We start from the raw sequence: 12858 nt of genomic DNA, 5'->3' as shown, positions 1-12858 counted from the left end.
AATTCTGATGAATAAGAAAATTTTGATTGTGGACGATGATCCACGTAATATATTTGCCCTGAAATTAACCCTGAAAGCCCGGGGTTATCAAATGGAAAGCTGTACAATGGCTCAGGAAGCCATTAAGCTTTTGCATGAAGATCCCCAGATTGGGGTCGTGCTGATGGATATGATGATGCCCGAAATGGATGGCTATGAAGCGATCCGTATCATTCGCAATACACCGGAAATCAGTCATGTATCGATTATTTCAGTAACTGCACAGGCAATGCCGGAAGACCGTCAGAAATGCCTGGATGCAGGAGCACAGGATTATGTGAAAAAACCGATTGATGTAGATCAGTTGATAACTGCTATCCAAAAACTATCCTAGATGCTGGAGCCTAGTATTGTAAAAGATGAAGAGGTAGAATGCCTGATAAAAGACGTTTACGGACTGTATGGGTATGATTTTTCCCTGTACAGCAGAGCTTCCTTTAAAAGAAGGGTTAACCGTATCTGTCTGATTGATAAATTCACCAGTTTTGCAGAGCTGCGGTATACCATCCTCAATGACCCGGAATACCTGAAACATTTTGTGGAAGAAATCACAGTGAATGTCACCGAAATGTTTCGTGATCCTTATTTTTTCAAAGTATTACGCGAGAAAATATTGCCGCAATTAGGAACTTATCCGCTTATCAGAATTTGGGTAGCCGGATGTTCTACAGGAGAAGAAGCCTATTCCATGGCAATTTTATTGAAAGAAGCCAATTTGTACCACAAATCACTGATCTACGGAACAGATATCAATCCCTCCGTTCTGGAAACAGCAAGAGCCGGAGTTTTTCCTTTGCAACAGATGAAACTGTATTCGGAAAACTATATGCTTTCAGGAGGTAAACAGGATTTTTCAGACTATTATACTGCCAATTATGACAGTGTGAGGTTTGACAAAAGCCTGCAGGAAAAACTGATCTTATCTACCCATAATCTGGTTTCAGACAGCTCTTTTAACAGCTTTCAGCTGATTATCTGCAGAAACGTATTGATTTATTTTGATAAAGAACTGCAGGAGCGCGTATTCAATCTTTTTGACGCAAGTTTGGAAAACTTAGGTTATCTGGCTTTAGGTTCCAAAGAAACCCTGAGATTCTCGAATTTAGGGAAATTTTACCATCAGATTGAAGACCAGAAAATATGGAAAAAAGCAGATCATAGTTAATTATTAATAAAAAATGGAAACGAAGAATACCGAATTGGTTGTAATAGGAGGGTCTGCAGGAAGTCTGCAGGTCATTTTGGATATGGCCAGAAAACTCAATAAAGAGATCGGTTTTCCTATTCTGCTGGTGATGCACCGGAAGGCACAGTCGGTAAGTATTTTGCCCACGCTGTTACAGCAGTTCTCATACATGGAGGTCATTGAAGCTGAAGACAAAACAGAAATTCAGAAAAACAAGATCTATATAGTCCCTGCTGATTATCATGTCTTATTTGAAGATAAAAAAATCATCTCCCTGGATAGTTCAGAAAAAGTAAACTATTCCCGTCCCTCTATTGATGTCACTTTCAAATCTGCGGCAGAGATATATGGCGAAAGCCTTGTCGGAATCCTGTTGTCTGGTGCCAACGCTGATGGTGTGGAAGGTTTGGAATACATTAAAAAAAATAATGGAAGAGTCTGGATCCAGGATCCGGAGACAGCAGAAGTAGGGTATATGCCAAAACATGCTGTAGCAGCAGGCATCCACGACCTTATTATTATGCCCGATGAGCTGGCAGCACACATTAATCAGTTACAAACAATATAATATACCTAAAGATTTAAAAATAGCCTGATATGAGCAAGAAGAAAATTTTAATTTTTGACGATGACAAAGTTATTCTGGAAGTAATAACGATCATTTTTGAAGAGGGTGGTTACGAAGTGGAAATCTCAGAAACGTCACACGATATTATACAGAAAGTTTCTCAGTTTCAGCCGGATGTTATTCTGATGGACAACTGGATTCCTAATATTGGTGGGGTAGAAGCAACAAAGTTGTTGAAAAGTAATGAAGAATTTAAGAAAATTCCGGTGATCTACATTACAGCCAATAGCGATATCACTGCATTGGCGGAAAGTGCTCAGGCAGATGATTATATTGCAAAACCATTCAATCTTGATGATCTGGAAGAAAAGGTGGCAAAATACATGAAAGACTAATTCTACAGTAAAAAATCTACTGATCTGTCTTTTGAATACATAAAAAAGGTCAGTTATTCCTTATGATCCTTGCTGGAAACAGCAGGGATTTTTTTATTGTATGAGGTTAACCGTAAGGATATTGTGTAAGACATTAATAATTTTATTTCATAGATGAAATAGAAGAATTAAGCACATGCAGAAAGGATTAAATCAAGCTAAAATTGCAAATCAGTTAAAAAAAAGTGCTATTAACCCAAATAGTCAAAGTTCAGTTGAAAAGAAATTAAATCAAATTAAAGAAAAATATAAAGCAAAAACGTTATTTCAACTTGCTTGTATTCTACACAATAACAAAGTTTTAGTAAATACGGATTCCCGTAGTGGAGAATAAAATTTTATATATATATTTATCCAGAATTCAAAAACAGAATTATTATGAAAAATTTAAAAAAACTATCTAGATCTCAACTTAAAAATTTAAGTGGTGGTGAAATTATTAATGGAGGACCAAGAGCTGGTTTAGAAGGGCAGGGAGGGAATTATAAATGCTGCTCAAACAATAGTGATGCGTGTAGCGCTTGTGTCCATATTAATAGTAATCCTGTTTGTAGTACAGGATCATATGCGGTAGCATGCTAAAAAATTAACACTAACACCCTAGAATTTTTTTTAGGGTGTTTTTAATAGAAAGTAAATATGAAATTTTTGAAATGTCTAATACTTGGAATCTTTTGTTCTTTTTCTATTATTTATGGTCAAAACTATCGTTTTACCTATAATTATAGATCAATACCAGATACTCTCAATAAAAATAATATAATAAATGAAGATATGATTCTAGAGGTTAGAGACAATAAATCTGTTTTTCTAAGTCAAAAAAAAATCATTTCTGATTCTGTAATGATTGCTGATGCTAAAAAAGGGATTATGACCATGCCAGACCCTAGTATTCAGACTAAATATATTGTTACAAAAGAATATTCAGATGTAAAGACAAGATTAATTACAGAAGAATTTTCCACTTCTTATAAATTTGTAATAGTTGATGAAAGACCTTTAAATTGGAAAATTCTCCCTGAAAAAAAGATGATTGGGGAGTATCAATGCCAAAAAGCAGTACTAGATTTTGCAGGTAGACAATGGACGGCTTGGTTTACTGAGGAAATACCATTTAGTGATGGTCCATATAAATTTAGAGGCTTACCGGGATTAATTGTTCAAATTGGAGATTCAAAAGAGTATCATGTTTTCCAATTAAAAGGAGTACAAAAGAATAATAACAACCCATATGAAAGTAAGGTAGATAAAGGAACAAATACTAAAAATCTTAGTTTTAGCGATTTTGTTAAATTTTATAAGGAGTATAGAAAAGATCCTGTAAAAGAATTTAAACAAAATGCCGTGAGTGGTAAAATATATTATGAATCTGAAGAAAAAAGAATTGAACATATGATGTTAGTGGAAAAGCTAAATAAAGAAAGAATAAAAAAAGACAATAATATAATTGAACTTGATCTATTAAAAAAATAAAATTAAAGCACCTTAGTAGGTGCTTTAATTTTAAAATCCATCTTTTAATTTTTCAAATTCATTTTTAACAAACTCTTCCATTTCTTCAATTACTTTATCTCTTTCATGTTTTGTTAAAAACATTGCATGCTCTATTTCTCTGGAAAGCATTGTTCGATTAACCTGATCTACTTTAAAAATAAATCTTTGCAAGGAGCTTTAGAAAGAACATAGTAACTCGTATCTGATATGTCGTAAAAAAGTTTAAGTTTTTTCATAACAAAACAATATTTTAAGCAAAAGGAATTATATTTTTGCTTGAAAGTTTAATTCATTGCTTGAAAAGCTTTTTGAAAATCTCTAGCAGGGATTTTTTATTTCTATATCATCAGGTCCGATTATTTTAATGATGAATACCATTAGGAACAGAAGGTAATTAACATTGAAAAATATTAGAAATACAGAAGGTTTATTTTTATATGTGTTGATAATCAGAATTTTATATTAAAGTTAAAACAGCTGTACGACTTCAGGAATAAAACGTATATTTAACTTAATGAGAATGTAGCGGTATACTTTTATCGAAGTAATGAAGGGGATGGCAAGATTGTAGTAGTACTTACCAAACCATATGAAAATCGCAAAAAATGAATTTGAAACGAAATATAAATTCTCAAATAGAAAATAGCAGTCCTGCCGTTACCAACTTTCGTCTGGATATACTGGAAGGTTTAACAAGAGATCCTAAGCGACTGTCTTCAAAGTACTTTTATGATAAGAAAGGTGACCATCTGTTCCAGAAAATTATGGCAATGCCCGAATATTATCTCACCCAGTGCGAGCTGGATATATTCAAAAATAAAACAGCCGAAATTGCCAGTCTTATCACGATAGATAATGAACCTTTTGATCTGATCGAGCTTGGAGCAGGCGATGCCATGAAGTCCTCCTATCTGCTGAAATACCTTGTTGATAATGGAGTAGACTATACCTATATGCCGATTGATATTTCAGGAAATATTTTATCAATTCTGGATCAGAAATTAAAAAAGGAAATACCCGGTTTAGACATTGTCTGCTTAGAAGGTGAGTATTTTGACATGCTTGATAAAGCAGCAGCACTATCTTCCAGAAGAAAAGTAGTCCTGTTTTTAGGAGGCAATATAGGGAATATGGAAGTACAGGAAGGCCATGATTTCTGTACACACCTGAACCGCAGTCTCACTTCCGGAGACCGTGTACTGGTAGGTTTTGATCTTAAAAAAAATCCTCATACCATTTTAGATGCTTATAATGATACAACCGGGATCACTGCAGATTTTAATCTTAACCTTTTGACCCGTATCAATCGTGAACTGGAAGCAGATTTTGATCTGAAAAACTTTCAGCATTACCAGACGTATGATCCGGTGAGCGGAGCCTGCAGAAGCTATCTGGTAAGCCTTACAGACCAACAGGTAACCATTGATGATACAATCATATCATTCATGGAAAACGAACTTATCGATATGGAAGTTTCCCAGAAATTCTCCGAATCAGATATAGAAGAACTGGCAGAAAGGTCAGGCTTTACCATCGCAGGAGAAATAAAAGACTCTAAAAAATGGTTCATAGATTCCGTATGGAAAGTACAGTAAACAATTAAATATAAAAAGATGATAGCAAGTCCCAAAAATATTGATGCCGTAAAAAAATATACAGCGGTCCGTAATCATTCTCTAGCCATTTGTGCTCCTCTGGAAATTGAAGATTACGTCGTACAGCCCATGGTAGATGTAAGTCCTCCAAAATGGCATTTAGGCCACACAACCTGGTTTTTTGAAACGTTCATATTGCTTCCGAATTTTCCGGGGTATATGGTTTTTGATCCTCAATATAATTTTGTATTCAACAGCTATTATGAAACCATCGGGGCTAGGGTAATCCGTACCGATAGGGGGAATTTAAGCCGTCCTTCTGTTTCTGAGGTTTATCGTTACCGGAAATATGTCGATGAGCAAATGGAAATATTTCTTCAAAGCGAGCACATGAAACAAGCCCTTGAACCTTTACTGGAACTGGGACTCAATCACGAACAGCAGCATCAGGAATTATTATTGACTGATATTAAATATATTTTAGGACATAATCCTCTGTTTCCAGCCTATACAAAAGAAAAAAGTACTGAAGCAGAAATCAGCAAAGCTTCCGGAATGATCCCGTTTTCCGAAGGTATTTATGAAATTGGTTTCCAGGGAGAAGGGTTTTGTTTTGATAATGAATTGGGAAGACATAAAGTATTCCTTCATGATTTCGAAATCGCAGCCCGTCCCGTAACCAATGGAGAATATCTGGAATTTATGGAAGCTGGCGGCTATCATGATTTTAAACACTGGCATGCAGAAGGCTGGGATTGGGTAAAAGAAAACAAAGCAGAATCCCCGTTGTATTGGCATTTCATAGACGGAAAATGGATGCAGTATACCTTATATGGATTGCAGGAACTCGATCTTGAGCAAGCCCTTTGTCATATCAATTTCTATGAAGCATCAGCATATGCCTCCTGGAAAGGGATGCGTTTGCCTACAGAAGCAGAGTGGGAGGTAGCATCGGACCATTTTAACTGGGGAAACCGTTGGGAATGGACAGGAAGTGCCTACTTGCCTTATCCCGGTTTCAAAAAAGAAGCCGGAGCAGTAGGAGAATACAACGGAAAATTTATGATCAATCAAATGGTATTGCGCGGTGCATCAGATGCAACGCCTGCCGGACACAGCAGAAATACCTACCGTAATTTCTTTCATGCCAGGCTGCAGTGGCAGTTTACGGGAATCAGGCTTGCCAGATAATATCAGCGTATGATTACAGTAGAATCTGTTTCTAAATATTTTGGTGGAAGAGCTGCCGTAGATACCATTTCCTTTCAGGCCAATGATAAGGAAATAATGGTATTGCTGGGCACCAGTGGCTGTGGGAAAACAACAACCCTTAAAATGATCAATCGCCTGATAGAATCAGATGCCGGGACTATTTTGATTGACGGTGAAAACATCCGTGATAAAAAAATTGAAGACCTTCGCATGAGTATCGGTTTTGTGATGCAGCACTCAGGACTGTTTCCCCATTATACCATTGGCAGGAATATCAGTGTCGTTCCGGAATTATTAAAGTGGAATCAAAAAGATATCCGGAGAAGAACTGAAGAACTGATGGATAAACTGCATCTTTCCGGTGATCTTCTCAGCCGGTTTCCTCATGAATTGAGCGGAGGACAGCAACAGCGCGTAGGCATTGCAAGGGCATTGATTGCCAATACTCCTGTTCTGCTAATGGATGAACCCTTTGGAGCATTAGATAATATTACGAAAGCTGAAATTCATTCAGAATTCAAATCCCTGGAAGAACTTAAAAACAAAACCATCGTACTCGTTACTCACGATGTGCAGGAAGCCTTTGAGCTCGGTCATAAAATATGCCTGATGGATAAAGGGAAAATTGTACAGATCGGCACTCCAAAAGAAATGCTTTATCATCCCAAAAATGATTTTGTAAAAGAATTTTTTGCGGAAAGCCGGCTTTTACTTGAATATAAGGTGGCTGCTTTACAGGATCTGCATCCTTTTCTTATCAATGGGCAACAATTGTATGATACCTATAAATTCACTAAGGATACAAGTGTCTGGGCCGCTTTACAAAAGCTGAGCGCAGATCATGACAATATAGAGTGGTATGATACTTTGACCAAAGCATTCAGTGAGTACAGAAAATTACAGGTAGCATGACAAATCAAAGCCTTTGGACCTTTATTGCCGAACAGCAGGAAAAATTAGGAACCCAGATTATTCAACATCTTGGGCTTACTTTTTTATCCTTATTGCTGGCAGTTGTTGTCGGGCTGCCTCTAGGAATCCTCATTGCAAGAAAACAAAAAATATCCAGTTCCGTGCTTGGAATAGCCGGTGTTTTGCAGACCATTCCAAGCATTGCATTGCTGGGTTTTATGATACCGGTGTTGGGAATCGGTGCCGCACCTGCCATTGCTGCATTATTGATTTATGCACTTCTCCCCATCATCCGGAATACCTACACAGGAATAAAAGGAGTAGATCCTGCCGTGATTGAAGCGGCAAAAGCAATGGGAATGAACAAAAAGCAGATGCTTTTAAAAGTAGAGCTCCCTTTGGCAATGCCCGTTATTATAGCCGGCATAAGAACGGCGGCAGTTATTAATGTTGGAGTAGCAACCTTAGCATCTTTTGTAGCCGCAGGCGGATTAGGAGAATTTATTTTTGGAGGAATCTCCCTTAACAATACCAATATGATCCTTGCAGGAGCTATTCCAGCAGCATTACTTGCGATTATATTGGACCAGATGATTGCATTATTGCAGCGGTCAGGATATCAGAAATTCCGTAAACTGTGGTATATCGTGCCATTGGTTCTTGTAATCGTAGGAGCAGCGTATTGGCTGACAACACGCTCGGAAGATAAGCTTAAAGCCGGATTTACCCCTGAATTTATGGGCAGACAGGACGGTGATCTGGGATTACGGTCTGTGTACGGACTCAATGCCCATCCAAAGGTTGTGAATGATGCCGTAATGTACAAAGCAGCCTATGAAAATAAGCTGGATCTCATCAGCGGATATTCTACGGATGGCAGGATCAAAGCCTTTGATCTGTATGTGCTGGAAGATGATAAAAAGATCTTTCCTCCCTATTTTGCAGCCCCAATCATTAAAACGAAGACATTACAGAAGTTTCCTGGTCTCGAAAAAACACTGAACCTGCTGGCAGGTCAGTTCAACGATGCCGTGATGACAGATCTCAATTACAGAGCCGATTATCTTCATCAGACTCCTGAAAAAACAGCCAAAGACTTCTTACTGAAAACCAAACTATACAAAATATCCCGTCAGGGAAATGCCGGAACGGTACGGATTGGATCAAAGATTTTTGGCGAGCAATATATTCTCACAGAAATTTATAAGATGCTGATTGAAGGCTATACAGAATATAAAGTAGAAACAAAAACAGGCCTGGGAGGTACGAAAATCTGTTTCGATGCTTTACAGAATGACGGGATAGATTTTTATCCCGAATATACCGGGACAGGGCTATTGGTTTTGCTGAAACCCACAGAAAAAACCATTCATACCGTTACTCAAAGTCCCGAAAAGACGTATCAGTATGTCAGCGAAGAATTTCAGAAACAGTATGGGATTCAATGGCTGCAACCACTGGGATTTAATAATTCGTATGCCCTGATGATGCGTAAAAAACAGGCTGCAGAACTCCATATCAAAAATATATCAGACCTTAAAAAATATCTTGATTCAGAATAATCATAAAAATTACTGATTGGAAATTTTCGGAATATATAAAGCCTTTAGCAATTAAGTAAAGGTTTTTTTGTTGCTTTGAAATTGATGTAAAAGATTCTGAAGTTTTAATTTAATGAATAATTATTTCATTAATTTTCCCAATCCTGTAACATTTTTTCAGAATGGGGAACAAATAGCCAAATCAATATCTTTTGAAAAAGACAGATCTAGAACTAGAATTCGAAGCCAGGCTCAAAGAATACAAACTTGTAATCTATAAAGTCTGCCGGATGTATAAAAATGATCCCAATGATATTCAGGATTTATATCAGGATATTATCATACAGTTATGGAAGTCGTATCCCAAATTCAGAGGCGAAGCAAAATTCAGTACCTGGCTCTATCGGATTGCCATTAATACAGCCCTGGCAAGTTTTACCCGGAAAAAAAGGGTTATACAAACCAGCGAAGTAGAATTGTACAATATCCAAATGCCTTATGAAGAAGATATTGGAGTCAAAGAAGAGCAGCATCAGCAATTAGATACCGCTATCCAACAGCTGAATGATGTTGAAAAATCCATCGTGATCCTATATCTGGAAGATAAATCTTATGATGCGATGGAAGAAATTTTAGGAATCAGCAATGCTACCCTGAGAGTAAAAATGAACAGAATTAAAGACAAATTAAGAACCCTTACCAACAATAAATAATATGGAATTAGATACCTTAAAAAATAGCTGGAATACCCTTTCCGTAGATGTGAACCGGGATCAATTCGACATCATTTCTGCCACCAAAAAAGAAATGAAATCTCCCTTAGCCGGCCTGAAGAAAAAAGTCCAGAAGCAAATTAAAATTTTACCGCTTTTATTCGCTTTCTTAGTGGTGATAGCCGTTAAAATGCCCGAAGCCCAACATAATATTCTGATTTGGATGGGCTTAGTGATTCTGCCTTTAACAACGGTATATTATTATTTCAATCTAAAATTAATAAATGATTTGGAAGAGGTGAGTGGCTCTGTAAAAGATGATATTCAAAATAAAATAAAAAAACTCATCAACACCAACCGGGTGTATCTGATGGTCACACGGGTCGTTTTTGCCTTGTTGATCATAGGTGTTGAAGGCTTGCTCAGAAATAACAGATTGGATTTAGTTCCGGGGCTTGAAATCATGAAAAATACTGTTTTCCCGTTACGGGTGCTGATCTATGCCGGAATTTTTGGACTCCATTATGTGGTGAGCAGCTATACCTTTACGTTCTATTTTGGAAAATACATCAGACAGCTTAAAAGCATCCTTATAGAGATGCAGTAAAAAGAATCCCTCCTACAATAGCGGAGGGATTTTTTATGGTGTCAGGGTACAGTGTAAGTAAAAATAACTGATTAAAATAATCAATAAGGTTATTTACATGGATTGTCATTCCGATGAAGGAGGAAACTCTTTCATAGATTAGATTCTTCATTTCACTTCGTTAGATTCAGAATGACAGCAGAATAGGCAGGCCATAAAGTCTAGTGCAAAATTGTATATTCTTACACCAATGATTATCCTTTAAAATGCTTTTCTTTGTTAAAATTTAATTTTAAAAATAACTCCTTTTTTGCGAAACTCAAATGAAGAATATATTAAGCTGGGTTTTGGTTTTATTAATTATGGTTTTCTTCCTCAACAACTGTTTTAGTAGTAAGGTTCAGAAAGACATTACCCAAAAAGCTTCTTTTATTGCCGAACTCAGAAAGTTATATGCTTCAGGAGATGCTTCAAAATGGCCTAAACCATTAATAGATCCCGAAGCGAAACCTTATTTTCAGGAAATCGGACATCTGCCGGAAATTCAGTTTCCGGAGGATAATCCGTACTCCAGTGAGAAAGCATTTCTAGGGAAAACCCTTTTCTTTGATCCGCGTCTTTCAGGTTCCAATCAGATTGCCTGTGCCTCATGCCATGATCCCGAACTGGGCTGGACCGATAACAGAGCTTTATCTTATGGCCATGACAGGCAGTTGGGAACAAGAAATTCAATGACGATTCTTAATGCTGCCTATGCCACATCATTATTCTGGGATGGACGTGCCAGCTCGTTGGAAGAGCAGTCTCATATGCCGATCCAGGATCAGCGGGAAATGAATGGACATATTGAAATAGCCGCCGGAAAAATTGCCAGGATCAAAGGATACGAAAGTTTATTTGAGAAAGCTTTTGGCAGTAAAACCGTTACCAAAGAGAAGATTGCCCAGGCTATTGCTACTTTTGAACGAACGGTTAAAAGCCCGCCGACTAAATTTGATGAGTTTATAGATGGTAAAATAGATCGTTATTCTGATGATGAGGTAATGGGACTTCATATCTTTCGTACCAAAGCGAATTGTATCAGCTGTCACAATTCCGGATATTTTTCCAACAGCCGTTTTGAGAATGTAGGAACTTCTTTATTAGGCTCAGCACAGGAAGATTTGGGAAGATATCTCGTGACAAAAAATCCTGAAGATGCCGGGAAATTCCGGGTGCCTAGTTTAAGAGAAGTAACGAAAACAGGACCGTGGATGCATAACGGATCTATGGTTTCACTTGCAGAAGTGATACAGCTGTATAATAAAGGAAATCCTGAACCCTCTCCATATCGTTCGACGGTTCACGACGGAATTACGCTGACCTCTCATAAATCTGAGATCGTAAGGCTTTTGGAACTGACAGATGAAGAAATGAGACAGTTAGAGGCATTTCTTGGAACATTATCGACCAAAACCCAAAGACTTATTCCGCCGCCAATGCCACAATAGTGAATTTCTTTATTATTGAATATTGAAAGAGTTATTGAAAAGTCTCAGGAAGTATTTTTTCAATGATGACCTGCTGGAGTTTATCCGGTTCGCTGTTAAAAACAGTATGTCCTGATTTTTCAAACCAAAAAAGATCTTTTTTGGGTGCTTTTAACAACTTATAATAATCTTCAACAAGGTAATGGGATTTTTGCTGATCGCCGTTTCCTTCTATAAAATATACCGGACATTGCAGTGCCGGTAAGGTCTTGAAAAGATTGTTGGTTACCGCCTTCTTCCACATAGGAAACCAAACGGCCAGCCACTCGTGGTATTTTGCTTTGAAACCGGGTTCCTTGGCGAAATCCACTCCATTATGAATGAATAACCACTTTTGTGAATAGAACAGATCGTCTTCTTTTTCAAATGGGATTTTCACCAATGCCAGTTCTTTTGCAGCCTCGGCGTTATGGGTTTCTTTTGCCCATTGAGTAAGCATTTTCATGGTCAGTTTTTCACTTTTCAGCTGATCCACAATAGCACTGATGGGAATGTATGCATACAATAATTCAGGATGTTTTTCGGCAACATTAAAGCCTAGCATAGATCCGAACGAATGGGAAACCAGGAATAGCTTTTTACGATTGAATTTTTTTAGTAAATAGTGGATAATTTCTTCGGTATCTTTCTGTAATAAACTCAGAGAAAGCTGTTCAGGAGAATGATTCAGTTTTAAGGTTTCACCAGCTTCTCTCTGATCCCATTGAATCACTACAAAATGTTCTTTAAGCTTATTGGTAAATGAATCTGCCACAGGAATTAATGATGTTCCGGGTCCGCCATGAAGGAAAAGTAATAAAGGTTTTGCATTGTCTGTTCCCTGTAATTTAATAAACTGTTTGATTCCACCGATCTGTACGATCTCTGTGGTGTCGATTTTCAAAGGATTGTCCTTATCGGATACCGCACTTTTTACTGTTGTGATCAGAGAAAAAAACAGGAGAAAGAAAATTATTTTTTTCATAGTTATAGTTTAGAACCCGCCTCTTTACCTGAGTTTTCCGGGATAGACAAGTCTACGAAATTTATTCTGGATAGAAGGATAAATT

At 37.3% G+C, this 12858-nt stretch carries 16 protein-coding genes; 14 read left to right on the top strand and 2 right to left on the bottom strand.

Annotation, left to right across the window (positions count from 1 at the left end; all coding sequences use genetic code 11):
* The first annotated feature begins 7 nt into the window (after positions 1–7).
* The 13 genes from SB679_RS20745 (at position 8) to SB679_RS20685 (ending at position 10301) form a co-directional block, all read left to right on the top strand.
* Positions 8–373 carry a response regulator gene (locus tag SB679_RS20745; protein ID WP_410704216.1) on the top strand — a complete coding sequence of 122 codons (366 nt, stop codon included), beginning with the start codon at positions 8–10 and terminating at the stop codon, positions 371–373.
* Positions 374–1204, top strand: a complete 831-nt coding sequence (locus SB679_RS20740; protein WP_410704215.1) for a CheR family methyltransferase — start codon at positions 374–376, stop codon at positions 1202–1204.
* A gap of 13 nt (positions 1205–1217) precedes the next feature.
* Positions 1218–1793, top strand: coding sequence for a chemotaxis protein CheB (locus SB679_RS20735; protein WP_410704214.1), 576 nt, complete (start codon positions 1218–1220; stop codon positions 1791–1793).
* 29 nt (positions 1794–1822) lie between these two features.
* The gene (locus tag SB679_RS20730; protein ID WP_034713307.1) at positions 1823–2188 is read left to right on the top strand and encodes a response regulator; all 366 of its coding nucleotides are present in this window, start codon (positions 1823–1825) and stop codon (positions 2186–2188) included.
* A 175-nt stretch (positions 2189–2363) separates the two neighbouring features.
* Entirely contained in the window at positions 2364–2561 is a 198-nt protein-coding gene (locus SB679_RS20725) for a hypothetical protein (protein ID WP_410704213.1), read from the top strand.
* A 44-nt stretch (positions 2562–2605) separates the two neighbouring features.
* Positions 2606–2809, top strand: a complete 204-nt coding sequence (locus SB679_RS20720; protein WP_131368579.1) for a bacteriocin-like protein — start codon at positions 2606–2608, stop codon at positions 2807–2809.
* Between the two features lie 57 nt (positions 2810–2866).
* Positions 2867–3700: a GLPGLI family protein gene (locus tag SB679_RS20715; RefSeq protein ID WP_410704212.1), complete on the top strand. Its 834-nt coding sequence runs from the start codon at positions 2867–2869 to the stop codon at positions 3698–3700.
* Positions 3701–4326: 626 nt separating this feature from the next.
* Positions 4327–5316, top strand: coding sequence for an L-histidine N(alpha)-methyltransferase (locus SB679_RS20710; protein ID WP_410704211.1), 990 nt, complete (start codon positions 4327–4329; stop codon positions 5314–5316).
* A gap of 18 nt (positions 5317–5334) precedes the next feature.
* Entirely contained in the window at positions 5335–6507 is a 1173-nt protein-coding gene (gene egtB / locus SB679_RS20705) for an ergothioneine biosynthesis protein EgtB (protein ID WP_410704210.1), read from the top strand.
* A 9-nt stretch (positions 6508–6516) separates the two neighbouring features.
* Positions 6517–7440, top strand: coding sequence for an ABC transporter ATP-binding protein (locus SB679_RS20700; protein WP_410704209.1), 924 nt, complete (start codon positions 6517–6519; stop codon positions 7438–7440).
* Positions 7437–9002, top strand: coding sequence for an ABC transporter permease/substrate-binding protein (locus SB679_RS20695; protein WP_410704208.1), 1566 nt, complete (start codon positions 7437–7439; stop codon positions 9000–9002). The genes SB679_RS20700 and SB679_RS20695 overlap by 4 nt, the downstream gene beginning before the upstream one ends.
* 191 nt (positions 9003–9193) lie before the next feature.
* Positions 9194–9694 carry an RNA polymerase sigma factor gene (locus SB679_RS20690; protein ID WP_410704207.1) on the top strand — a complete coding sequence of 167 codons (501 nt, stop codon included), beginning with the start codon at positions 9194–9196 and terminating at the stop codon, positions 9692–9694.
* A gap of 1 nt (position 9695) precedes the next feature.
* Positions 9696–10301 (top strand): hypothetical protein, encoded by a 606-nt coding sequence (locus tag SB679_RS20685; RefSeq protein ID WP_410704206.1) that lies wholly within the window; start codon positions 9696–9698, stop codon positions 10299–10301.
* On the opposite strand, the gene SB679_RS20680 is transcribed toward SB679_RS20685, so the two are convergent.
* On the bottom strand, positions 10285–10452 hold the full coding sequence (locus SB679_RS20680; protein ID WP_410704205.1) for a hypothetical protein: 168 nt from the start codon (positions 10450–10452) through the stop codon (positions 10285–10287). The two genes, SB679_RS20685 and SB679_RS20680, sit on opposite strands and share 17 nt — an antisense overlap.
* A 151-nt stretch (positions 10453–10603) precedes the next feature.
* Here SB679_RS20680 and SB679_RS20675 point away from each other — a divergent pair, with 151 nt between their 5' ends.
* Positions 10604–11770 (top strand): cytochrome-c peroxidase, encoded by a 1167-nt coding sequence (locus SB679_RS20675; protein WP_410704204.1) that lies wholly within the window; start codon positions 10604–10606, stop codon positions 11768–11770.
* Positions 11771–11801: 31 nt separating this feature from the next.
* Here the strand turns inward: SB679_RS20675 and SB679_RS20670 are convergent, their stop codons facing one another.
* On the bottom strand, positions 11802–12773 hold the full coding sequence (locus SB679_RS20670) for an alpha/beta fold hydrolase (RefSeq protein WP_410704203.1): 972 nt from the start codon (positions 12771–12773) through the stop codon (positions 11802–11804).
* Between the last annotated feature and the right edge of the window lie 85 nt (positions 12774–12858).

This window comes from Chryseobacterium sp. SIMBA_029 (genome assembly GCF_046535275.1).
Taxonomy (GTDB): domain Bacteria; phylum Bacteroidota; class Bacteroidia; order Flavobacteriales; family Weeksellaceae; genus Chryseobacterium.
The sequence above is the reverse complement of the archived record's forward strand: the minus strand, read 5'-3'. Positions and strand labels throughout refer to the sequence as shown.

What these genes read in the sequence shown, in the direction of transcription:
- SB679_RS20695 (WP_410704208.1), top strand. Translation starts at nt 7,437, where the DNA reads ATGACAAATCAAAGCCTTTGGACCTTTATTGCCGAACAGCAGGAAAAA.
- SB679_RS20710 (WP_410704211.1), top strand. Translation starts at nt 4,327, where the DNA reads ATGAATTTGAAACGAAATATAAATTCTCAAATAGAAAATAGCAGTCCT.
- SB679_RS20720 (WP_131368579.1), top strand. Translation starts at nt 2,606, where the DNA reads ATGAAAAATTTAAAAAAACTATCTAGATCTCAACTTAAAAATTTAAGT.
- SB679_RS20685 (WP_410704206.1), top strand. Translation starts at nt 9,696, where the DNA reads ATGGAATTAGATACCTTAAAAAATAGCTGGAATACCCTTTCCGTAGAT.
- SB679_RS20670 (WP_410704203.1), bottom strand. Translation starts at nt 12,773, where the DNA reads ATGAAAAAAATAATTTTCTTTCTCCTGTTTTTTTCTCTGATCACAACA.
- SB679_RS20730 (WP_034713307.1), top strand. Translation starts at nt 1,823, where the DNA reads ATGAGCAAGAAGAAAATTTTAATTTTTGACGATGACAAAGTTATTCTG.
- egtB (WP_410704210.1), top strand. Translation starts at nt 5,335, where the DNA reads ATGATAGCAAGTCCCAAAAATATTGATGCCGTAAAAAAATATACAGCG.
- SB679_RS20725 (WP_410704213.1), top strand. Translation starts at nt 2,364, where the DNA reads ATGCAGAAAGGATTAAATCAAGCTAAAATTGCAAATCAGTTAAAAAAA.
- SB679_RS20680 (WP_410704205.1), bottom strand. Translation starts at nt 10,452, where the DNA reads ATGAAGAATCTAATCTATGAAAGAGTTTCCTCCTTCATCGGAATGACA.
- SB679_RS20740 (WP_410704215.1), top strand. Translation starts at nt 374, where the DNA reads ATGCTGGAGCCTAGTATTGTAAAAGATGAAGAGGTAGAATGCCTGATA.
- SB679_RS20700 (WP_410704209.1), top strand. Translation starts at nt 6,517, where the DNA reads ATGATTACAGTAGAATCTGTTTCTAAATATTTTGGTGGAAGAGCTGCC.
- SB679_RS20715 (WP_410704212.1), top strand. Translation starts at nt 2,867, where the DNA reads ATGAAATTTTTGAAATGTCTAATACTTGGAATCTTTTGTTCTTTTTCT.
- SB679_RS20675 (WP_410704204.1), top strand. Translation starts at nt 10,604, where the DNA reads ATGAAGAATATATTAAGCTGGGTTTTGGTTTTATTAATTATGGTTTTC.
- SB679_RS20735 (WP_410704214.1), top strand. Translation starts at nt 1,218, where the DNA reads ATGGAAACGAAGAATACCGAATTGGTTGTAATAGGAGGGTCTGCAGGA.
- SB679_RS20745 (WP_410704216.1), top strand. Translation starts at nt 8, where the DNA reads ATGAATAAGAAAATTTTGATTGTGGACGATGATCCACGTAATATATTT.